Annotated in this window: 15 protein-coding genes and 3 pseudogenes; 11 read left to right on the top strand and 7 right to left on the bottom strand. The window is 66.1% G+C overall.

Going from position 1 to position 22,884, the window contains the following annotated elements:
• Positions 1-264: 264 nt before the first annotated feature.
• Complete coding sequence (locus HUV01_RS00085) at positions 265-429, bottom strand: hypothetical protein (protein ID WP_174296289.1); 165 nt, start codon at positions 427-429, stop codon at positions 265-267.
• A gap of 46 nt (positions 430-475) precedes the next feature.
• Between HUV01_RS00085 and HUV01_RS00080 the strand changes: the two are divergent.
• Positions 476-1,503, top strand: a pseudogene (locus HUV01_RS00080) (IS110 family transposase); the annotation flags it as partial.
• Between the two features lie 372 nt (positions 1,504-1,875).
• On the opposite strand, the pseudogene HUV01_RS14985 reads toward HUV01_RS00080, so the two are convergent.
• Positions 1,876-2,018: pseudogene (locus HUV01_RS14985) on the bottom strand (IS256 family transposase); the annotation flags it as partial.
• 250 nt (positions 2,019-2,268) lie between these two features.
• Here HUV01_RS14985 and HUV01_RS00075 point away from each other — a divergent pair.
• The 7 genes from HUV01_RS00075 (at position 2,269) to HUV01_RS00045 (ending at position 13,537) form a co-directional block, all read left to right on the top strand.
• Positions 2,269-3,738: an AraC family transcriptional regulator gene (locus HUV01_RS00075; RefSeq protein ID WP_174296288.1), complete on the top strand. Its 1,470-nt coding sequence runs from the start codon at positions 2,269-2,271 to the stop codon at positions 3,736-3,738.
• Positions 3,739-4,375: 637 nt separating this feature from the next.
• Positions 4,376-10,390, top strand: coding sequence for an autotransporter outer membrane beta-barrel domain-containing protein (locus HUV01_RS00070; RefSeq protein WP_217430850.1), 6,015 nt, complete (start codon positions 4,376-4,378; stop codon positions 10,388-10,390).
• 29 nt (positions 10,391-10,419) lie between these two features.
• Complete coding sequence (locus tag HUV01_RS00065) at positions 10,420-10,698, top strand: hypothetical protein (protein ID WP_174296286.1); 279 nt, start codon at positions 10,420-10,422, stop codon at positions 10,696-10,698.
• A 63-nt stretch (positions 10,699-10,761) separates the two neighbouring features.
• Complete coding sequence (locus HUV01_RS00060) at positions 10,762-11,805, top strand: SGNH/GDSL hydrolase family protein (protein ID WP_174296285.1); 1,044 nt, start codon at positions 10,762-10,764, stop codon at positions 11,803-11,805.
• Positions 11,802-12,329 (top strand): MliC family protein, encoded by a 528-nt coding sequence (locus HUV01_RS00055; RefSeq protein ID WP_174296284.1) that lies wholly within the window; start codon positions 11,802-11,804, stop codon positions 12,327-12,329. The genes HUV01_RS00060 and HUV01_RS00055 overlap by 4 nt, the downstream gene beginning before the upstream one ends.
• 99 nt (positions 12,330-12,428) lie before the next feature.
• Positions 12,429-12,779 carry a DUF2165 family protein gene (locus HUV01_RS14855; RefSeq protein WP_217430849.1) on the top strand — a complete coding sequence of 117 codons (351 nt, stop codon included), beginning with the start codon at positions 12,429-12,431 and terminating at the stop codon, positions 12,777-12,779.
• Positions 12,776-13,537 (top strand): DUF4239 domain-containing protein, encoded by a 762-nt coding sequence (locus HUV01_RS00045; RefSeq protein WP_174296283.1) that lies wholly within the window; start codon positions 12,776-12,778, stop codon positions 13,535-13,537. The genes HUV01_RS14855 and HUV01_RS00045 overlap by 4 nt, the downstream gene beginning before the upstream one ends.
• A gap of 251 nt (positions 13,538-13,788) precedes the next feature.
• On the opposite strand, the pseudogene HUV01_RS00040 reads toward HUV01_RS00045, so the two are convergent.
• Positions 13,789-14,887, bottom strand: a pseudogene (locus tag HUV01_RS00040) (IS3 family transposase).
• Positions 14,888-15,244: 357 nt separating this feature from the next.
• Here HUV01_RS00040 and HUV01_RS00035 point away from each other — a divergent pair.
• Positions 15,245-17,287: an amidohydrolase family protein gene (locus HUV01_RS00035; RefSeq protein ID WP_174296282.1), complete on the top strand. Its 2,043-nt coding sequence runs from the start codon at positions 15,245-15,247 to the stop codon at positions 17,285-17,287.
• A gap of 311 nt (positions 17,288-17,598) precedes the next feature.
• The gene (locus HUV01_RS14850; protein ID WP_217430848.1) at positions 17,599-17,745 is read left to right on the top strand and encodes a hypothetical protein; all 147 of its coding nucleotides are present in this window, start codon (positions 17,599-17,601) and stop codon (positions 17,743-17,745) included.
• 37 nt (positions 17,746-17,782) lie between these two features.
• Here the strand turns inward: HUV01_RS14850 and HUV01_RS00025 are convergent, their stop codons facing one another.
• Entirely contained in the window at positions 17,783-18,451 is a 669-nt protein-coding gene (locus HUV01_RS00025; protein ID WP_174296281.1) for a laminin B domain-containing protein, read from the bottom strand.
• A gap of 220 nt (positions 18,452-18,671) precedes the next feature.
• Here HUV01_RS00025 and HUV01_RS00020 point away from each other — a divergent pair, with 220 nt between their 5' ends.
• Positions 18,672-19,784 carry a helix-turn-helix transcriptional regulator gene (locus HUV01_RS00020; RefSeq protein ID WP_174296280.1) on the top strand — a complete coding sequence of 371 codons (1,113 nt, stop codon included), beginning with the start codon at positions 18,672-18,674 and terminating at the stop codon, positions 19,782-19,784.
• A gap of 41 nt (positions 19,785-19,825) precedes the next feature.
• On the opposite strand, the gene HUV01_RS00015 is transcribed toward HUV01_RS00020, so the two are convergent.
• The 3 genes from HUV01_RS00015 to HUV01_RS00005 form a co-directional block, all read right to left on the bottom strand.
• Positions 19,826-20,137, bottom strand: coding sequence for a hypothetical protein (locus tag HUV01_RS00015; RefSeq protein ID WP_174296279.1), 312 nt, complete (start codon positions 20,135-20,137; stop codon positions 19,826-19,828).
• 122 nt (positions 20,138-20,259) lie between these two features.
• Entirely contained in the window at positions 20,260-22,173 is a 1,914-nt protein-coding gene (locus HUV01_RS00010) for a CocE/NonD family hydrolase (RefSeq protein ID WP_174296278.1), read from the bottom strand.
• A 44-nt stretch (positions 22,174-22,217) separates the two neighbouring features.
• Positions 22,218-22,884, bottom strand: a 667-nt coding sequence (locus tag HUV01_RS00005; RefSeq protein ID WP_174296277.1) for a Gfo/Idh/MocA family protein, incomplete at its 5' end; no start/stop codon positions are given.

The following is a 22,884-nucleotide window of genomic DNA, read 5'->3' as shown; positions in this document are numbered from 1 at the left end:
TTCCGAGATCATCAGCGCCGAGATCGGCTGATAGCCGGACGACATCTGCTTCCCGCACGTGATCATATCGGGGTACAGGCCCCCATCATGCGGCGGCACATGCCGACCGCGAAGACAACCATGCTCCCGGCAACGGCATCTCAAAGAACACCTTGCACCTGGCGCGATCAGACGACAAGCGACCGGTTACCGGGCCTCATCAAAGCGGTCATTAATGGTCGGATTTGGATCGAAATCGGGATCAATTCTTACCACAGTCTTCCGTCACGCCGCCTCGTCCAGAGTTTCTTCCTCGTCCAGCCCGAGCACGTCGTCCGCAATTCCTTCCTGCGTCACCTCGCTGTCAACCACCGCCTTGCCATCGCCTGGGGACGCCAATGCCAGTCGCGCCTCGCGATTGGTGATGGGGTGGACGCCCCCCGACGGCATCGATGTGCCAAAGCGGAGGTGTTGAAGACCACTGAGGGAGGCGTCCATGACAGAAGTTACCACGATCGGGTTGGACATCGCCAAGCATGTTTTCCACGCGTACGGCGCGGATGGCGCGGGGCGGGCGATGTTCAGCCGACGGCTCACGCGCGGCAAGCTGCTCGCCTTCTTCGCCGCCCAGCCTCGGGGCCTGGTGGCGCTGGAGGCATGCGGGGGCGGCCATTATTAGGCGCGCCAGCTGCAGGCGATGGGCCATGAGGTCCGGCTGATCCCGCCAGCGTACGTCAAGCCGTTCGTCAAGCGGCACAAGAACGACGCGGTCGATGCCGAGGCGATCTGCGAGGCAGCCCAGCGGCCGAGCATGCGGTTCGTCGCGGTGAAGAGCGAGGAGCAACAGGCAGCCGCTCTGGTCTTTCGTACACGCGATCTCGCGGTGAAGCAGCGGACCCAGATCGCCCATGCGATCCGCGGGCACTGACCGAGTATGGCTGGGTAGCTCCGAAGGGAGCGGCGTCTTTCGCGTTGCTGGCCGGTCTGCTCGACGACGGCGAGATCGGGCAGGCGCTGCCCGAAGCGGCGCAGCCGATGTTCGCGATGATGATCGATATGCTGGCCCAGCTCGACGAACGGATCGCCGTGCTGGACAAGGAGATCACGCGTCGGGCTCGCGAGGACCAGGTAGCGCGCCGGCTGATGACCATCCCCGGCATCGGCCCGATTACGGTCACGGCGATCGCTGCGATCGCGCCGCCGGCCGAGACGTTCGCCAAGGGCCGCGACTTCGCCGCGTGGCTACGGCTGGTCCCCAAGCAGATGTCGACTGGCGGCAAGCAAAAGCTCGGCGCGATCTCGCGGATGGGCGAGCGAACGTTGCGGCGCCTACTTATCATCGTTGCCAGCGCGGTCGTGCTCCAGGTGAGCAAGCGCGGTGCGCCGGCGGGATCGTGGCTCGAAGGCATGCTCGCCCGCAAGCCACACATGCTGGTGACAGTCGCGCTCGCTAACAAAATGGCGCGCACCGTCTGGGCGCTGCTGACGCGCCACGACGATTACAGAGCTCCGGTTCCCGTCGCGGCGTTAGCCGAGACGGGCCAGAGGCGTCGGAGGGCGCAGTCGGTCGAAGGAGGGTATGGCACAACAGTCGGCGAGACGGGGCCGGAAGAACCAGGGCTTTCCACCGTGCCTGAAGCACGCTGTTGGTGATATGGTTCCGGTCCGCGAACTCCCATACGGGCCAGCAGCTCACCGCTGCATCAAAGGCCGGACAGATGGCAGCATCCGACTACGTGTCAGAACTTCCAGATACTGCTTGCACTCGAAGGGGTGTCCACAGATGGAAATCCATCGAAACGTCGGCGCGCAGCACCGCCGGGTTGATCAGATGGGTGCGCAAGATCGCGTCGAGAGCTTCCGCGCTGCCACGATCGCGGGTCACCGCTGCGGGGCAAGCCGCTCGGCGCTCTTCTCGCCATAGCCGGCACCAGTCAGCCCGCCGACCTTCAATTTCATCAGCCGCTGCGCGGCAAAGCCGATCGTCTCACGCAGAAATCGGCGTCGGCGCTCTTCCCCACCAGCGCTTGAACGTCCATCGTAGCCTCGGTCGCCTCGTCGGTTGATTGTTGCAACCTAACCTGTCCGAAGATCGCCGATGGCCAGCCGCGAGCTACCCCACCACCCGGAGCACGACCACATCCGGCGAACTGAGCAGTCAAGAGCAAAGCTGAAGCAGATTTTCTTGCCTTTTTAGGCCGACTCTCTTCGTAACAGAGCGTTTACGTCACTAAAGCATCGCGGAGTTTCGAAGCCTTGTCCCTCGCTCAGTCTCTTACGATTCATGGAATGCCGACCGAGTGCCAGCGCGTGTCGGCAGGTAGCGAAATTCGGCGAACTGGGCCCGGGATCTCGCCGCTATGGCACTACCATCAGGAGATCGAACTCAACCTCGTCACAGCTGGAAAGGGTGTCTATTTCCTCGACAGCGCGCACTACGATCTGTCACCTGGTAGATTGGTGTGGATGTTACCCAACCAATCGCACCGGCTGCTGCCCGGGCCGGATCTCCAGATGTGGGTGCTCACCTGCTCAACCGAGCGATTGGAACGCTCGTTGCTGGACGACGCTGCGCGGCACGCGAGCCGCATACTCGCGCGCGACGATGCAATCGCGCTCGACCGGGTGTTTGCCCACGTTTCCCAGGAGTCCGATGAGCCGCAACTCTATCGCGTTGGACTCGAATATGCGCTGCGAAGCGCGCTCCATATTAGCATGTCGGGTCCGGAGGCAGCTCAGGCACCGCTGCACCCCGCTGTGCTCACTGCGCTTCGCGTCCTTCGCAATGCGCCCGACATTCCCAATGCGGCAGCGCTCGCGCAACGTTGCGGGGTGTCTGCGGTGTATCTGCGCGAGTTGCTGGCGGAGCAAACCAGGCGAGGCTTTGTCGAATGGCGCAGTCGCTTCCGGCTCGAGCGCTTCCAGTTAATCTATCCGCGGTGTGGCGATCTATTGACGGCGGCGCTGGAGGCTGGGTTCGGCAGCTACACCCAGTTTCACCGCGTGTTTCTGAGCATAGTTGGCACAACGCCGGGAGAGTGGATCACCGGCGGCCGCGAGACAGCGGGCACGCCTCCGGTCGCCGACTTTCTGTCTGCACCGGTACGTGCCAGCCGGTTGACCTGGTACGTACTGGCGGATCTGGTGCTCGAGGACGCTCGCAGGTGGATAACGCCGTCGTTTTCGGAACGGCTTGCCGACGCCGGCGCTCCACTCGGAAAGTATTGCCCGGTACCTAGCCACGTAGTCGCAAGTTATGACCAGCATCGCTTTACTGCCGATTTGATTTCTGAGATCGAGCGGAGGAATTCGGCAATTGCGTCTCGCCTCGCCTTGACCTTTGATCGTTTCGATGTATTCAAATCTTATTCGGAGTCGCTCAGCCTGTGGGGGATTGACCTCACGGACTTGGCTCCGTTGATAGGCTGTCATCTCGTGATCGCTTGCGTGGCGATGTTCGGGACCGCACCTCCAAACCTGTCTGCCGTCGTCGGGCTTGTCTCGCGCGTTGCCATGGCTCTGAATGACAGCGGCTCCTTTGCCCAGGCGAGCATTGAAGACCGCCAGCGCGCGACTGCTGCAATCTGCACCCAGTCTTTCATTCTACGCTCAGCGGTCGTCGCTGCCCAAAATAGCGGTAAGCCCGAATTGAGCGAGGCCGTCAGCGCGACAGCGCGCAAATCAGTCCTTGAGACATATGGTGTAAAGCTCGGCCACCAATTTTGTGCCGGCTGCGGACTGGCCCCCAGCCGGGTTTAAAAACGGTGTGCGGTTCGAGCCGCGTCCTCGAAAATGGCAAAGATGACCAGCGAATCTGATAAGACACCACTGTTGCCCTGAGTGAAAAGGGCACGATGTCGGATCGTGATAAGCCAGCGGGTGCCGGGTTCCTGTCGGACGAATTGTCTCAGGAACTGTGCCTCGAAGACGCGCTGCGGTCCCGGAGTCACCCGGCTATGCTCCGTGCGTTGGGGGCAGTCGCGAGTGCGCGGGGCCTCGGCGTTTTAGCAGCGGAAGCAGGACTCCCGCGGAGCGGCCTCGAAGCGCTGTTTGACCCCGACACCAGCAGCGAAGCGGAAGCGATTTCCAGGCTGATTGCGCGACTGCTCGACACTTGGGCCGCGCGGCGGGCAGTTCTGAAATCCACGAAGGCGACAAAGAATCGCCGCGTTCGCGGAAAGACCGCTCCGGGTGCCAGTGAGTAATTAGCCGACTGCAGGTCCGCGGTAAATGCCGAGTTACCACCGCAAGAAGTCGAGCAGGACACCGTAACCCGTGCCTCGGGACGAGTCACGGTGTCACGATCAAGGGGGAAAGTGCCATGAATTGCAGAAATGTTCTCGTAGTTCGGCTGCGCACAACGTCCGCGCTGTCCGGCGTCGTCATAACTCTGGCCTTGCTGACCGGAACGTCCGGACACGCTCAGGACACCGGCGCAGCGTGCAACATGGTCGGGCCGGCCTGCGACTTCTCGACCCCCATCGTGAATGGTGCCGATGGCCCCGGCGCAACCTTCCACGAAAACGGTCACCCTGGCACAACCGGCAACCCGGGGGGCAACGTTACCGCCGACCTCGAGAGTCCACGGACATTGGGAAGCAGCGGCACGACATCGCCGATCAACGCGGTGACGGTCGGCGGCAAGGGCGGCAACGGCAGCAACTCGGACCCGGCAGGAAGCATCATTATCAATCTGGACGGAGGCTGGGGTCAGCCTGGCCAGACCGGCGGCAACATCAATATGACAGTCGGCTCGGCGCTTTCGGGCGAAGCAACCTATATGAACGGCGGTCCGCGGACGAGTGGCCTGACGCTGATTTCGCTGGGCGGAGCGGGCGGCGACGCCGGCATTGCCAGCTACAATGTGGGGCAAGGCGGCAATGGCCATCCCGGCATGGGTGGCAACGGCGGTACGGTGACTGCCACGATCGACGGCAAGTGGGTATCCGACGCCGGCGCAGGACTCTTCGTGACCTCCAACGGCGGCCTTGGCGGCGGCGGCAGCTCCAGCGATGACGCGAAAAAGTCGGATAAATCACCGCAAGGAGTGGACGGCTGCGGCGGCAGCCCCAACGATCAGACCTGCACAGCCGGTGCCGGTAATACCGTCGACGTTACTGTGAAGGGAACAGTGGCAGGCCAGACCTTTGGCGCATTTATCGCCTCGATCGGCGGTGACGGCGGCACCGGAGGCGACTCGGACGACTGCTGCGATCGAAGCGGCGGTAACGGCGGCAAGGCGGGAGCTGGTGGCAACGTCAGAGCTACGCTCGCTTCTAGCGGCATCGCGATTGCGTCAGAGGCTGGCGCGGCATTTTATGTGGCGTCCGTGGGCGGACGTGGCGGCGTCGGAGGTATCAGCAATAGCTCGGGCAGCGGCGGTACAGGCGGCGCCGCAGGCACGGTCACCGCCGAGATCGATGGTAACGTCAGCACGAGTGGCGCCGCGAATACTTACGGCGTACTCATCCAGTCGTTGGGCGGAACGGGTGGCAACGGTGGGACGTCTGCCGCCTGGTTTAATCCGACCAGTGGATCGGGCAACTCTGGCGGTTCAGCAAACACCGTCACCGTCACTGGAACCGGCGCTCACATCGTCACGAGGAGCAATAACACCATAAGCGACAATTCTTCGGGCCTGATAGCACAGTCGATCGGCGGTGGCGGTGGCGTCGGGCCTGACTCGAACGGCTGGCTCGCGGTCGGCGGCAGCGGCGGCGCCGCGTCCGACGGCAAGCAGGTCAGCGTCGCGCTGACCGATTCCTTCGTGGCGACGTTCGGCTTTAATTCGGGGGCGGTCATTGCACAGTCGATCGGCGGCGGTGGCGGCAAGGGCGGCGACGCCAGCGGCAGTGGTTATATCGTCAATCTGACCGTCGGCGGCACCGGCGGCGGCGGCGGGACGGCGGCCGATGCCAACGCGGCCATGCTCGGCAAAAGCCAGATCCAGACGATCAACAAGCACTCTCCCGGCATTGAGATCCAGTCGATCGGCGGCGGCGGCGGCGACGGCGGCGCCGCTTATGGTTCAGTTTCGTCGGTATTCTACGGTGCCGCGATCAGCGTCGGCGGCAGCGGCGGTGCTGGTGGTAATGGTGGCACGGTCAATGCCGCGCACACCGAGAATAATGCGCCCGACAGCCAGATCGAGACCTTCGACAGCGACAGCTACGGCATCGTCGCGCAGTCGATCGGCGGCGGCGGCGGCAACGGCGGCGCCTCGACTGCCAAGAGTGTCGTCAAGGGCAACGGCGACTTTCCCAGCCAGTCGCTGGCGATGGCCACCGGGGGCTCGGGTGGGATCGCCGGCTCGGCCAGCAACGTCTACCTGCAAAGCTCGGGGCTGGTCGCGACCATCGGCGCCGGCTCGGCTGGCCTCGTCGCACAGGGGATCGGCGGCGGCGGCGGCAATGCCGGGGACGCCTCGGCGGCGGCAAGCGCCACCGGCGGTAATGGCGGCCTCGCCGTCTCGCTGGCTTTCGGCGGCTCGGGCGGCGCGGCCGGGAACGGCGGCAACGTCGAGGTGGTCAACCACGGGTTGGTCTTGACCACGGGCGGTTCGGCCACCGGTATGCTCGTACAATCGATCGGCGGTGGCGGCGGCAACGGCGGTGCAGGCGACGCTAAGAGCGAGAGCAGTTCGAGTGTCAACGAGGGCGATAACGCTTCCGACAACAAGCCGTCAGGCAAGAATCTGGCGTTCGCCGTCGGCAGCGGCGGCACGGGCGGGGGCGCTGGCGATGGCTACGGTGTGACGGCAATGAATACCGGCGCGATCATCACGCTCGGCGACAGCGCGCACGGCATCCTCGCCCAGACGATCGGCGGCGGCGGCGGCAACGCCGGCGGCGGCGCGGCATCGACCAAAGGCGATATCCAGTTCGACCTCCGGGTCGGTGGCACTGGCGGCAACGGCGGTTCGACCTATTATACCGGCCAGGTCAACGTGACCAACAGCGGGACCATCGTCACCTACGGTGCCGACGCCAGCGGCATCCTCGCGCAGTCGATCGGCGGCGGCGGCGGCAGCGGTGGCAAGGCGGGCACCAGCCTCAGCGGTGGCAAATCGGACAAGGCTGGCGGCAACGGCGACGCCAGCGGCGTCACGACCACGATCGGTGCGATCGAGGCAAACTACACCGCCAAGGGCGGCGCTGCGATCGGCGACTACAACTATCTGGGCGACGCCACGCACGGTGCCATTGGCACGATCAACGGACTGCTCGCCAACAGCACCTTCCAGGCTCGCGTCGGCGACGACGGCGACCCCGCCGACGCCGTCGACAACACCGCCGGCAGCGGCGGCAAGGACAGCGACGACAACAATGCCAAGTCGGTCTCGATCGGCGTCGGCGTCGGCGGCAACGGCGGCAACGGCGGTGCGGCGGGCACTATCACCGTCACCAACCAGGCGAGCGGGGCGGTCGCGACGATGGGGAAGGACTCCGACGCGATCGTCGCACAGTCGATTGGCGGCGGCGGCGGCAAGGGCGGCAACGCCACAACGGCGAGCAGCGGCGACATTTCGGGCGCGATCGGCGTCGGCGGCAACGGCGGTAACAACAGCAACGTGAACGCCAACAACGGTGGGCAGCCGACGGTTAACAACTATGGTACGGTCTATACCGTGGGCGCGATGTCGTCGGGCATCGTCGCGCAGTCGATCGGCGGCGGTGGCGGTATCGGCGGCACCTCATCGGTGACGGTCGCCGGCAGCGGCTCGGATAAGAAGGTGGCGGTGACCGCAACGCTCGGCGGCTCGAGCACCAAGGCTAACAGCATCTCAGAGGCCGCGGCCGTGACGAGCAGCGGCCCGATCGAGACGCGTGGTCACGACTCCTATGGCATCATTGCCCAGTCGATCTCGGGCGGCGGCGGCATCGTCAAGACGCTGGCAAGTGACCTCGACACAGCCAACGGCACCACCGTGTCGGGCAGCAGCTCCTCAAGTCAGAAGAACTTCGACGTCAAGGTCCAGCTTGGCTCGAACAATCAGCTGGTCAGCGGCGACGCCGGATCGGCGACGGTGACGACCACGTCGGGCGGCACCATCGTCACCAAGGGCGACGACGGCATCGCTATTCTGGCGCAGGCCGTGTCGGGCGGCGGCGGTCTCGCGCTCGGCGGCAAGCCCATGGGCAGCGCCGCGTCGGACTTCCTCGGTGCTCAGAACAAACAGGGCAACGTCGGAATCGGCGTCAGCGCCAACGTCACGGTCGGCGACAACATCACCACGTCCGGCGCCGGTGGTGTCGGCGTCTTCGCCCAGTCAGTTGGTGGCTCGGGCGGCATTGCCGGCGACATCGGCCACACCATGCAGCTCGCGCAGATAGGCAGGGCATCGAACGCGAGTCAGTATGCTGGCAACGGCACTGACATCAGCGTGACGGTCAACGCTGGTGCCACCATCAGAACGAGCGGTGGCAACGCGCCCGGGATCATCGCGCAGTCGGTTGGCGGTGGTGGCGGCTGGATTACCAATAACGATAATGCCTACATTGGTTCGGCCGGAGGCACCGGCATTGGCGGGCTCGTCACCGTGAATGTCCGGGGCGGCGTCGATGCGAAGGGCAGCGCGTCGGCGGGTATCTTCGCGCAATCGGCCGGCGGTGCGACGAACGGCGGCGTCGGCTCAGGCAGCAACATCACCATCTCCATCGGCGACGTAAACAACATCTGCACCGACAGCTCGAAAGTCTGTGCTGCTGCGGTGTTCGGCGGCAGCGCTTTCGGTGCGATCGCCTCGGCCGTCTATGTCCGCAACGGCGGTGCCGGAAATACCGCGACCAATTACGGCGTGGTCAATACGCATGAGCCGACCGATGGCTATGCCTTCTACGCCGACAACAGCTCGCTCCAGGTTCTCAACTACGGCATCGCCACCGGCAACACTAACATCGGCGGCAACTTCATCAATGAGCCTGGGGCAACCTATGTTCCGTTGTCCAATGTCGCCCTCAATGGAGGCACGTTGACAAATGCCGGGACGCTGGACGTCGGCGGCTCTGGCATCAGGACCGTGGCTCTGACCGGTAACCTGGTCAGCACCGGCACCGGCCGGCTGGTCGTAGACACTGATCATGTCGCGGGCACTGGCGATCTGCTTCAGGTCAGCGGCAAGGCCACGATCACCGGCGTCATCGAGGTTCATCCGAGCCGTGTCGCCAACCGGGCCGTGACGGTGCTGACGGCTACCGGCGGGGTGACGCTCGATCCGGCGCTGATGTCGGTCGATGCGAGCCAGCTCTTCGACTTCACGCCGAAAGTGGTGGCTAACACCGTCGTCATTCAGCCGCAGGCTCGCTTTGCTGCCGTGGCGGCCGGGTTGGGCGGCAACCGCACTGCGGTCGCCGGGAACCTCCAGGCGCTGTTCGATGGCGGCACGAGCTTTGACAACGCGTTCAACGCACTGTTGAAGGTCAACGATGCCGCCGCCTACTCGCGGGCGCTCAATGCGCTGTCCGGTCAGGCGCTCGGCTTGATCGGCGCGGCGCGTTTCGCCAGCAGCCATAATTTCATCGATAGCATCGACAATGGCTGCGCCTCGTTCGATCGCCGTGGCGATGCCGACGACGTCGAGAGTTGCGGCTGGGCGAGGATCGCCGGCGGCTCGATCAGCCAGAACACGACGGTCGATGCGCTTGGCTACGACGGCACTGAGGCGGCGTTCCAGCTCGGGCTCCAGCGCCAGGTCGGCGACGACTGGTACCTTGGCGCGGCTGCGGCGTACGAGACGAGCCAGTTCAATGGTCGCGATGACGACGGCAAGATCACCGGCGACAGCGTCATGGCCGGGGCGCAGCTGCGCTACCACCGCGGTGCGCTGCGGGCGGCGGTAACGGTCGACGGTGCCTATAGCTGGTACACCACTCGGCGCCTTGCCGAGGCCGGAGGGGTCGGCGGGACGGCACTCGCGACGCCCGATGCGTGGCAGGTCGGCGGGCATCTCAAGCTCGCCTATGAGCTGCCGCTCGGCAGGGCCGCCTACGTCAAGCCGTTCGCCAGCTTCGATGCGGTCCACGTCCGTAGCAGTGCCTTCGTCGAGACCGGCGCGACGCCGTTCGACCTTGTCGTCCGCGCCGAAAGTGAGACCGCGCTTGCCGGCGGCGTCGGGCTCGAGCTCGGCACGCAGGTCAAACTTGCGGGCCAAGCCACGGCACGACTGTTCGTCGGCGGCCGGTATGACGTCCTCAACCACAACGACTGGCGGAGCACGGTCAGCTTCGCCGATGTCTCAGGTGGGCCGACGTTCAACGTCCTGACCCCGGCGCCGTCACGGCTGGGCAGATTCGCCGTCGGCGTCGACATCGCCACCAGCTCGCGGGTGGACCTCAGCCTCCGCTACCAGCCCGAGGTCGGGCAGGGCTACGTCGTTCAGGCCGGCGTCGCCCGCCTCGCCTTCCGCTTCTGATCACGACCGTTCAACCAAGGAGAGACGCTATGAACAAGACCATCCTTTTCTCGGCCGTCGCGCTGAGCCTGCTCGGCACCGGTGCCGTCCGGGCTCAGGAACCGGCGGAGAACATCAGCCGCTCGCGCCATGGCAACCTCGCCGCCGCGCAGGATCTCGTTCGGCAGGCGTTCGACCGGCTGACCGTCGCCCAGCAGGACAACGAGTTTGATCTCGGCGGCCACGCCGGGCGGGCCAAGGAACTGCTCCGCCAGGCCAGCGACGAGATGCGTCAAGCCGCCAGTGCCGCCAACCGCCACGAGCGGTAATCCATCAACATCCACGCAGCCGGCGTTTCCGTGCCGGCTGCGACCTCCCTGAAGGAACCGACAATGCCTCGGCTAACACTCACTCTGGTCACCGCGGCGCTGCTCGCGCTGCCGGCCTTGGCCGCTGCCGCGCCTTATGACGCCTTATACGTGTTCGGCGACAGCCTGTCCGATCGCGGCAATCTTGCCGACGCATTCGGCACATCCTTTCCTAACCCGCCGAGTTATCACAACAGCTTCACCAATGGAGACGTGGCCATCGCGCGGGTCGCTGCAGCTTATGGTCTCGCTGACGATCCGTCGCTCTGGCTGAGCAGCCCGACGCCAACGAACCCGTTGACGGGAACGAGCTACGCCGTTGGCGGTGCCACCGCGCAAGCGAGCGCCGTCGGCGGGATCGCCGACATCAACCTGCCGCAGCAGATTTCGGCGTACCTCGCGCAAAGCGGCGGAACCGCCGACACCGGCGCGCTCTACACGCTGTTCATCGGCGGCAACGACGTCACCCACGCGACGATGACCATGACCGACGAGCCGGCGATTACGGCGGCAGTTTCGTCTGAGCTCAACGCCATCACGCAGCTGAAGGCAGCGGGCGCCCGCAACTTTCTCGTCGTCAACGTTCCCGACGTCGGAAGCATTCCGCTGTTCGCCCAGGAACATCCCGATCTCGCTGGCGAGGCGAGCACTTTGACGACGCTGTACAATCAGGATCTGGCGAGCGGGTTGGCGACCGTGAGCGGCGTCAACCTCGTCTCTTTCAACCTGTTCACCTATGAGAAGGCGATCCTGGCGAACGCCGCCCGCTTCGGCATCACTGACACAGCCGATTTCTGCTATACCAATGCGCCATTCAGCGCGGCGACAACTGCGGCGTGCGGTGCGGGCGCGGCGAACATCGGCCATTTCGCCTATTGGAACGACGTCCACCCGACCAAGCAGGTGCATGCTCTTATCGCAAAAGGCATCGAACAGGCGCTCGCCGGCGTTCGGTCGCCTTCGCCAGTGCCCGAGCCCGCCATCTGGGCGCTTCTGGTTGGCGGGTTTGGCATGATCGGCGGCACGTTGCGCCGCGGTCGCGAGAGAATAGCGGCCAGCGAAGCATGAACGTCGCTCAGCAGGCTGCAGCGCCACATCACCTCGCCCGGCTCGCCAGCCTGCTGGTCGTGTCGCTTGCTAGTGGAATGGCCTTGGCGAAAGGGGACGCCGTAGATCAGCCAGTAGGTAGCGACGCGCATCTCGGTCAGCTTGACCGCCAGCTCGGTGATGTCGTTGGCCACGCTGCGCAGATGACGGCCGCCAAATCCGCGCGCGTCGTGGCCGCACAGACTGCCTGGCGCGAGCACCGTCGCGACTGTCTCGACACCGGCGACACGAGGCAATGCCTCGCCGAGCGTTATGCGCTGCGCATCGCCGTCGTTGCCGCGGCGTCGGGCTGGCCGCCGGCGCGACCGCCGATCGGCCTACGTTGCGCAGGCGATCCGCCGCGTGGCTTCAGCATCAACTACTTCGCAACCGAGCCCTCGACCGTCGTCGTACAGCGGCGTGACGAGCGGATCGCCATGGTCCAGCAGCCGACCGGAAGCGGCATCCGCTACGAGGGTGGGGGAGGGGTGTATTCCGAGCACTAGGGAGACGTTCAGATCCGTTGGCCGGGCCTCGCGGGCACATTACGCTGGGCTGCAGGCTAGCGTTCTTATGATGCTCTCCCGCACCCATCAGATCGACCGGTGCGCACCGTGAGCTGGGCGCTGCCTTCGCGTACACTGTCGCGGGCGCAGTTCGGCGTGCTGAGGAAGCTGAGGCGCGGCATAGCGATAGCCGCACCGCTTCTGACGTCGCTCTGCGCGACCGACTCTCTGCGAGCGGGGCAACTCGCGATCATGACGATCGGCGGGGAGTGGTTCCTGATGTGGCAGTCGACGGTCTGGAACGGCCAGGAGTCGGCGTTTCGGTTTTACACGACCATCCTGTTGGTACTTGTCTACTTCAATCAACCTGATGGCGATCTTCGACTAATTCGGGTAGACCCGGCTCCAGCGGACGAGGTGTCGCTTCTGGGGTGTAAGGTTGATCGATGAGCTACTGGGCTGCCGGGCTGGTGGTGTTGCTCGCGGCAGCGATGGCCGGCGCGAGCAGCTATCTTATCAGTAAATCTATCGGAGCCGAACGCCAGCGACAACGACAGGCGTTTGGCGCTCCGGTCTTCCAACAGGTCGGCATCATGTTCTCGGTGTTGCTATCGTTTGTGTTCAGCGAGGTGTGGAGCGAATATAACATCGCTGCTCAAGCCATCAGCCACGAATGCGGTGCCCTGCACGGCGCCGCCATGCTGGCAAGCGCGCTTCCGCGCGACACCGGCCGGGGGGTCAACGAGGCTATCCTCAGTTACGGAAAGACCGTAATAGCCGTCGAATGGCCGTTGATGGCGAAGCGGCAGCGTAGCGCTGAAGCAGCAGAAGCCTTCCGGGTGGCGCTTGATCGCGCCGCACGGCTCGCGCCCGCGCAGCCTGCCGACCTGGCGATCCGCAGCCAACTCCTCGGTCAATTGATCGAGGCTCACGGCTTCCGCGAGACGCGGACGTTCCAGATTACTGCCGGCCTCCCGCTGATGATATGGATCGTCCTCATTGGCATGGCCTTGGTACTTGACGGCTTCTTGCTGCTCGCTGGGACGGAAATTCGCAGCCATATGTTTCTGGCAGCTGCCGCAGCGGGGAGTACCGCCGCGGCTTTGGTGATGGTTCGGATGCTCGACTTCCCGTTCGAAGGGGCTCTTGCCTTGCCGGAGGGAGATTTTTACAAATTGGTTGGAGAGGTTGGACGCCTGACGACCTGACGGGCTGATGCTCTACTGAACCAAGAGGACCGCCCAAGGACTCGCGGCGCGGCGCGTCGCTGCGGCCCCTACTTTTCTGCAGAGACAATCCACCGCTGCCACTGACGTGGTCCCCCCTTCTTTACCAGTCATAACTGGAGTCCGGGGTTGGCAGAGGGTCCCCCGGAATTTCCTCCAGTTTGAAGGTGAGCATCCGGACTTCATGAGGGTCCCCCGGTTTCTCATCCAGCCTGAGGGTGAGCATCCGGCGTTCATTCGGCGGCGATCTTGGCCGCGGCAGCAGCATATTCGACCGGCGTCAGCCAGCCAAGGGATGTGTGAGGACGCCTTTCGTTGTAGTCCCGCCGCCAGGCTTCGATCTTCGCCCGGGCATCCGCCAGCGACAGGAACCAGTGAGCGTTGAGGCATTCGTCGCGCAGGCGGCCGTTGAACGACTCCACGAACGCATTGTCGGTCGGCTTGCCGGGACGGCTGAAGTCGAGTGTGACGCCGTTCTCGTAAGCCCAGCGGTCGAGCACCTTCGAGATGAACTCGGGACCGTTGTCAACGCGGATGGTCTTGGGTGCACCGCGCAGCGATGCGATCCGCGTCATCGCCGCCGCCACCTGCTCGCCCTTGATGCCCTGGTCGACGTCGATCGCTAGCGCCTCACGGGTGAAGGCATCGACCACCGTCAACGCCCGCAGCCGCCGGCCGTCGAACAAGGCGTCCGAGACGAAATCCATCGACCACATCTCGTTGGCGGCCGAGGCCGCAGGCTGCCGCTCGCGGTTGGCAGCGCTGACGTTCCGACGAGGACGCCTGAGCCGCAGGCTCAGTCCATCTTCCCGGTACAGCCGGTAGAGCGCTTGTGGTTCACGAGCCATCCTTCCCTGCGCAGCAAGATGTAGATCCTGAAGTAGCCGTAGCGCATCCGTGCCGCCGCCAGATCGTGGATGCGCAGCCTGAGCGGCGCCTGATCTGGCTTGTGCGACACGTACCGCACCGACGAGCGGTCGACGCCGAGCGCGAGACAGCCGCGCCGCTCGCTGACGCCATGGGACGCCTGGACGTGCGCGACGAGCTCGCGCCGCCGCCCAGGCGTCAGAGCTTTTTTGCGAGTACGTCTTGCAGGATATGCTTGTCCAGGCTCAGGTCCGCGACCAGCTGCTTCAGCTTCCGGTTCTCGTCCTCGAGCTGCTTCACCCGCCGCAACTCGCCGACGCCCAGCCCGCCATACACCTTCTTCCAGCGGTAGAAGGTCTGCTCCGAGATCCCCATCCGGCGGATCACCTCCGCCACCGGCGTGCCCGTCTCCGCCTGCTTCAGCGCGAACGCGATCTGCTCCTCCGTGTACCTCGACTTCTTCACGGCATGCTCCTCCTCTCGCTGGCTCACAATGCCGGAAAACCCACCTTCAAACTGGCGGAGAAAACAGGGGGGACGTCAATTCATCACAGGGCCGAAGACATTTTTTCTCGCCAACACAGGGGCCCGGCGGAAGCACTGATGCTTACCTAATCTCCCCGGTGTTCCAATCTGAACGGACGGCCGGAGTTAGGGAGTTCATAATGGGCTGCGAACGTCGCCTTGTGGGGTCGTGCCGACAGCGTCTCGGGTTGGGCGCGTAGCCAAGCGGACCGACCGATCTGGCGGACACTGTCGGCTGGTGCTTGTTGTGTCGAACAGGTGTGCTATCTGACTGGCACACTAGAGGGGTGCCACCGCATGACCAAGTTGCCTACGCTCTTCGCCGGCTTGCTTGCTACCACAGCCGTCGCTCAGACACCGGTCGCCGATCTCGCCCGGCCGCCGTCTGACGCGCAGCACTTCGTCATCGAGTCGACCGGCGGTAAGCACGGCGACGCGTATGTTTGGACTGCCGCCGACGGCACGAAGATGGCGCGCGAGAGCATGAACCTGCGCGGCCAGGTGTGGGAGGACGATGTCAGCCTCACCTCCGGCGCGAACGGCATTCCGACGGCCATGACCATCCGCGGCATCGCACCGACGGGCGACGCCGCCGAAACCTTCCGGACCGCGGATGGCACTGCGACGTGGAAGAGCCCGATCGACGGCGGCAGCGCGACCTTTGCTGGCAAGGCTTTCTACACGGCGCAGGGAGCACTGTTCTCGCCCAACCTATGGTTCGTTGAGGCGCTGATCGCCGCCCCGGAGCACCGCTTGGCGCTGCTGCCAGGCGGCACGGCGCAGGCGCGCAAGCTCGACAGCCTGACCGTCGGCACGGGCGCGACGGCAAGGACGGTCGACCTCTGGGTTCTGACCGGTATTGGCAACACGCCCTTCCCAATCTGGGCGACGCCAGACGGAAAAGCCTTTGCCGCGACCTTCGGCCTTGGTTTCCTACCCGCCGCTTACGCCGACGAGCAGGTGAAGCTGGAGAAGGCGCAGACCGACGCACTGGCCAAGGAGGCACCGAAGATCGCGCATAGCCTGACGAAGGTGCCCGCCGGCGCAGTCGCGTTTACCCACGTCAAGACCTTCGACGCCGACGCGCTCACCTTCCGCACCGACCAGACCGTCGTCGTCGACCATGGCACGATCGTCGCCGTCGGTCCGGCCGCTGCGATCAAGGTGCCGGCCGGCGCGCAAGTGATCGCCGGTGCCGGTATGACCCTCGTCCCTGGGCTGTGGGACTGCCACATGCACGTCGGCGACGACTATACCGGTCCGCAGGAACTCTCGCTCGGCGTAACCAGCGTCCGCGACCCTGGTAACGATGACCTGAAGACGATCGATCGGCGGACGCGCGCAGCGGCGGGCGATCTGCTCTTTCCCCACGTCTATCCTTCGTTGCTGATCGACGGCAAGGGCAAGCTGACGGCACAGGTGGCCAACGTAGCGTCGAGCCAGGCCGAAGCGATCGCTCTGGTCGACCGGGCAAAGACGAATGCCTTCACCGGGGTCAAGTTCTACGGGACATTCGACGCTGCCTGGCTGCCCGCAGCGATTGCCGAGGCGCACAAACAGGGCCTCCACGTCCACGGCCACATCCCGCACGGCATCCGGACGAGCGAGGCGGTGGCCGACGGCTACGACGAGGTCACCCACATAAATTGGATTGCCATGGAGGGTATGCCTGCGAGCGTACTGCCGACGGACAACGGCATCGGCCGGTTCGAGGCACCCGGCCGCTACATGAAGGACACCGACATCGGCCCGGCCTCGCCGATCGGCAAATTGGTGGCGACGATGGCGGCGAAGCACATCTACTCCGATCCGACCATGGTCGCGTTCGAGGGGCTCTACTATCCCGACAATGGTGAGCTGTCGCCGGCCTACGCGCCGTTCGTCGGCACCCTACCGCCGGCGGTCGAGCGCGGGTTCAGGACCGGCGGCTTTCAGGTGCCACCGGATCTGACACGTGCGGACTACCGTCGCTCGTGGGCGAAGATGGTCGAACTGCTCGGTGCTATGCACAAGGCCGGGGTGCCCATCGTCGCCGGCACCGACGGCAGCGGCATCGAAATCGTCCGCGAACTTGAAATCTACCAAACTGCGGACTTCTCGCCGGCGGAGGCGCTGGCCGCCGCGACGATTGTGCCGGCCCGCCTCGTCGGGCAGGAGGCGCACACTGGCTCGATCGCCGTGGGGAAAACTGCCGACCTGGCGCTCATCGCGGGTGATCCCGAGGCGCACCTTGGGGACCTCCGCCACACCCGCGTCGTCATGCTCGATGGCAAGCTTCTCGATCCTGACGCGCTGCGCACGGCAGCCGGTTTTGGAGGCCGACCGAAGTTCGCGGATTGAGCGATCCCCGATAAGGGGAGAGCATCGTATGCTTCGCATGTGCTTCATGTTGCGAGCTCAACGGTATTGATGAACGAGCGGCCGAAGTGGGGAAGGAGGAAAGCGGCCGTGAATGGCCGCAATTGGGGAAAGCCGTCGAGCCGCCAGTCCTCGAGCTGCGGGCGGCGCGCATCTTCGAAGCCGACAGGTCGTGGGCGGCAGACCGGCGGCCACTGGTCACGTACCGCACCCGCGTAAGGCTCGATCGGCTGTCGCGGCGGCTAAGCGATGCCGATTAGCTCGACAGGGCGTGCGCCGCCGGCGACCTGCTGATGGTCTCGTTGCTCCTGCGCTTCCGACCGTCGCAGCTGCTCGACGGCTTCCCGAACCTCGCCGGCTACGTCGCCTGCGGCGAGGCGCGTCCGGCCTACCGGCGCGCCTTCGCCGCGCAGTTGACGACCATCGCGTCGCCGGACTGACCCGACCTGCCCGGCTCGGTCGCCGTGGTTCGAAGGTTCAGGCGACCAGGAAGGTGGCCGCACCGGCGCGGCGGGCCCGCGCGCCGACTAGGCTAAAGCCGAAGATCATGAAAGCCCATACCGACGGCTCGGGCACAGCGCCGGTCGACGAACCGAAGCCGTTGAACACGGCGTCGTCGAAGCGGCTGTCGTCGCCGCCAGTTTTGTATTCGGTGTTGAAGCCGATGCCCTGAAGGTTGCCGAGGATCGATCGAAACTGCGCCTCCGTGAGCGGCGCTGCCGACGAATTGAAGCCGCCGGTGAAGGCGCGGAAATTGCTTTCGTTCAACGTCACCGTGTACTTAGTCAGGTTGTCGACGTCGGTCGACGGCGGCCCGAGGTCGATCGAGGCGTTCATCGTCGCGCCGTAGAGGATCAGCGCCGCATACGGCACGCCGTCGTTGAACGCGTCGGCGACCTTCCACGAAATCGAGCCGCCGTAGGCGCCGCTCTGGTCGCCGAGCACCGCCGCCGGCGCGAAAACGCCGGTCTGGCTCGCCATGTCGCCGAGTGACAGCCGGCCGCCTGTCCATGGTGCCGGACCAAATGACGCCGCGGTGACCTGCGCGACATCGCCGTAGGTCCAACCCTGGTTGTCGCTGTCGAAGGTGTAGGTAATCGTCGCGTGCGCCGCGCTGCTCACTGCTAGCGCCAGCGCCGCCGTCATTGACCTCCTACCGAAAACCGACATGCCCTGTTCCTTATTCCGCTAGTTGCATTGCAGGTGTCTGGTGCCACGGCGCGAAGGCCCCGACATCCTTCAAATGAACTAAGCCTCACATAATTTGCTAACCCTTAGTCTTCTCGCGCCGGGGCACCGCTACCGTCGCGGCCTACGCCACGGGGCTAAGCTTGTCGCCCGTCATCCGTCCGTCTACCTTCGGGCGATGTCCGCGGAGCACCTTGAGCGCCTCACCGACCGCATCTACGATGCCGTTGTCGACCCGGCGCAGTGGCGACAGGTGCTGGCCGACGTCGCCGGCTTGGCCGGGGCGGACGAGGCCATGCTGCTGACCGCCGACGTAGTCACCGGAGCGAGCGACGCTATCTTCCATGGTGAGAGGGGGCTCGGCGCGGCAGCTGATTTCGAGGCCTACTACTCCGCGATCAACCCGCTGGTCCGCATGGCCGACCCCGCCGACTACCTCGCACGGTGGCGGCCGACCGCGATCCGCGACGAGGACATCCTCGCCCGCGTCGAACTCGAGAGCACCGAGTACTACAACGACTTCCTCCGGCCGCTCGGCGCCGAGCACGGCCTCTACCTGCGGCTCGACCGTCGCGGCCAGGTCGTCACCAACATCAGCCTGGGTCGCGACCGGCGGCGCGGCAGGTTTGAGCGCGACAGCGAGGCCGCGCTCGCCCCCGCCTATCCGCACCTGCGCCGTGCGGTTGCGCTGCGGCGGCGCTTCCGCGGGATAACCGCGTTCGCCGCCGCGACAAGCGCCGCCCTCGGCGCCGCGTCCGAGCCGACCTTCCTCCTCGACCGCGACGGGCGCATCGTCCACGCCAACGACGCCGGCGAACGGCTGCTCGCCAACGGCACGGTGATGCACGCGCCAGACGCCCGGCTCGCCGCCGTCGGGCCGCGCGCCGGCGCGGAGCTGGCGACGGCGATTAAAGTGGCGACGCGACCGGGCGACAAGCGCAGCGGCGCGGTCGAGCTGAAGGGCGCCGACGGCAGCCACACGGCGCAGGCCTGCGTCCTGCCGCTCGCCCTACCGTGGGCAGTCGAGGCGGCCGACGGACCCGCCGTCCTGGTGCGCGTCGCCGTTGCAAGAGGGGCGGCGCGTCTGGCGGCGGCGATGGACGGCTTCGGCCTGACGCCGGCCGAACGGTCGCTCGCCCAAGCGCTGATCAGGGGGCAGTCGCTCCGCACCGCGGCGACGACCCGCGGAGTTAGCGTTAGCACGATCCGCGGTCAGCTCGCCAGCCTGTTCGGCAAGACCGGCGCGCGGCGGCAGGCCGAACTGGTCGCCCTGCTCACCCGCGATGCCTAGCTCGACTCCCGCCGGCTGACCGTACGCCGACTACGGCCGGCTCAAGGCTGCGAGAACGGCCGTGGATTAGCCTGGCGTCCGCTGCGCCGCCGTTGAGTGCTCCGCTGCTCGGCCTCCTTCACCAGGCCGGCGATGCGCGCGGGAGCCTGCCGGACGGCTTCGAGGGCGACGATGCCGCCCATCGGGAAGCCGAGCGGCACGAGCGCACCTTCGCTCTCGCGCAGCAGCGTCGCGGCCATCCCGCCAATCGTATCGTCGCGGGTCGTATCCGCATGATGCACCGCGAACCCCAGCGTCGTCAGCTGCCGCTGCAGTCGCTCACCATCGCCCGACCACAGCCGCCGATCGCACATGTTGCCCGGGATCAGGACGGCGGTGAGCAGACGGACCTCGCCACGACGTTGCCCGGCGACTTAGCCGATTGCATGGGTATGCACAATCGGCGGGTCGCCTGTCCTGGCACCCCGCCGTGTCCTCACGGCACGATCGGCAGGATCACCGCGCTGGCGCCCGCGCCGCCGCGCCAGATGCTCTGCGTCGCGGCGCGGTAGTCGCCGGCGTGCGCGTCCATGATGTTGGCGACGAAGGTCTGCGGATTGCGGTCGTAGAGCGGGAACAGGCTCGACTGGACCTGGACCATGATCCGGTGGCCCGGCAGGAAGACGTGGTCGACGTTGGGCAGCGTCCAGCGGTAGCGCTCGACCCGGCCCGGCACGATCGCCTCGGGCTGGGCGAAGCTGGTGCGGTAGCGGCCGCGGAAGATCTCGATGCCGACCGCCAGCTCGTAGCCGGCCATCGACGGCTTGCCGCCCTGCGCCGCGCCTTCGGGGACGTCGTCGGGATAGACGTCGACCAGCTTGGCGACCCAGTCGCTGTCGCTGCCCGTCGTCGCGGCGAACAGGTCGACCGCGGGGGCTCCCATGATGTGCACCGCGTGGTCGAGCGGCGCGGTCTGCCACACCGCCACATCCGGCCGGTCGGACACGAAGCGCTGGTCGCGGACCAGCCAAGGCTTCCACTGCAGCGGGTCGCCGGCATCGATCGGGCGGGGAATGAACGGCACCGGGTGGGCGGGATCGCTCTGATAGTCGTCGTGGCCGGCTTCGGCCGGATGCACGAAGCTCGCGCCGCCGCCCGCGGTCAGGTAGAGCGGCTTGGGCGTCCCCATCGGCCAACGGGACAACTCCTCCCACTTATCGATGCCGGTGGCATAGGTCACCGCCGCCGGCGTGTGCGGATCGGGCGCGTCCTTCAGCCAATGATCGAGGAATGGCTTCATCCAGCGGACCCGCCATTCGTGCGCCGTGTCGCCGGCGAAGGTCAAGGCACCGAGATCGTAGCCGCCATGGTTCGCCCCCGAATGCCGCCACGGACCGATGACGAGCGTCACCGGCACGCGGGCCGAAGCCTTTGGCGCGAGCGCGCGATAGGCGGCGGGCGCGCCGTAGCTGTCCTCCTGGTCCCACTGCCCTACCTCAAGCATCGTCGGCACGGTCAGCGGCCGCGCGGCGAGCCACTTGTCGACCGCCTGGAGCGACCAGAAGTCGGTATAGGCCGGGTTCTCGAGCAGCTTCCTGACGCCGGGCACGCCCGCGATGCCGAGCGACCGCGCGAATTCGCCCGCCGACCCGGCGGCGAGCAGGCGCGTGTAGTCGTCGCCGGCACCGACCGGGAGCTCGCCGCCGCCGGCCCCCTTGTTGAAGCCCTGTCCGACGGCATAGCCGAAGCTGTCGACGCGGAACGCGCCATTGTGGAACCAGTCGTCGCCCATCCAGCCGTCGACCATCGGGCTTTCGGGTACGGCGGCCTTCAGTGCCGGGTGGGGGTTGATCTCGGCCATCAGCGTGGTGAAGCCGAGATACGACGAGCCGATGACGCCGACCTTGCCGTTCGCCTCGGGCACGTTCTTCACCAGCCAGTCGATGGTGTCGTAGGCGTCGGTCGATTCGTCGATGCCGGTCGGGTTGAGCGGCCCGGCGAGCGGCCGGGTGACGACATACTGTCCCTCCGACCGGTGCAGCCCGCGGATGTCCTGGTAGACGCGGATATAGCCGTCGGTGAAGAACTCGGCGTCCATCGCCTCGAGGACGTCGACGCCGCGCTGGCTGACCGTGCGGTGTACCGACCCATGAGCATCATAGGGCGTGCGCGACAGCAGGATGGGTGCGTTCGTCGCGCCCTTCTTCATGACCATGACGGTATACAGCTTGGTCCCGTCGCGCATCGGCACCATCGCCTCGCGCCGGACGAAGTCGGCCGACGGCAGGACCTGGTCGTAGTCGGCGACGACGTCGGGGGTCATCGGCGTGACGCGCGAGGCGTCCTGCGCGGCGGCGGCGGTGGCGGCGAGGATCGCGGCGGCGACGGCTGGCAAGATGTTGAGCGACATGGCGGCAGTCCTCGGCAGCGGTGGATGGGGTCAATCGAGCAGGATCACCTCCCGGCCGCGGCATAGATGCGGTCGAGAACATGAGCCACAGCGATCAGGTCGGATGCGGCGGGGTCGAAGCGCGCCCCGGCGGCCAGGCGAACCGCCCAGCCGGCGGCGATCCGCCCGCTCCAGTCGTCGGGCGGCGCGGCGAGGACCTCGGTCGCCGTGCCGGCGAAGCGCTCGGCGATGAAGTCGTAGAACGAGCCGCCGACGTTCTTCAGCGCCGCCGCGCCCGCGGTGCCGTAGAACGCCGCCTCGATCACCGCGTCGCGCCCGGCGTCGAGGTGCCACGAGCAGGCGAGGCGCACGGTCGCGCCGGTGTCGAGGACGAACTCGGCGATGGCATGGTCCTCGACGACGCCCGGGGTCAGCGCCGTGCCGCGATGGCGGAGCGTGGCGCTGAACGGACCGCTCGCCGCGCCGCCGACGATCCACAGCGCGAGGTCGACGAGGTGGACGCCGAGATCGGCGACGCAGCCGCCGCCCGACTGCGCGGGGTCGTAGAACCACGGCTTGTCGGGGCCGTAGGCGTTGTGGAAGGTCAGGTCGACGGCGAAGATGCGGCCAAGGTCACCGCGCCGCACCAGCTCGGCGATACGCGCCGCGCCGGCGAGGCCGCGGTACGACAGGTCGACGCCAAGCAGCCGGTCGGCCGCGCGCGCCGCCGCG

The organism is Sphingomonas bacterium, assembly GCF_903643035.1.
Classification (GTDB): domain Bacteria; phylum Pseudomonadota; class Alphaproteobacteria; order Sphingomonadales; family Sphingomonadaceae; genus Sphingomonas.
This window is presented reverse-complemented; position numbering and strand designations above follow the sequence as displayed.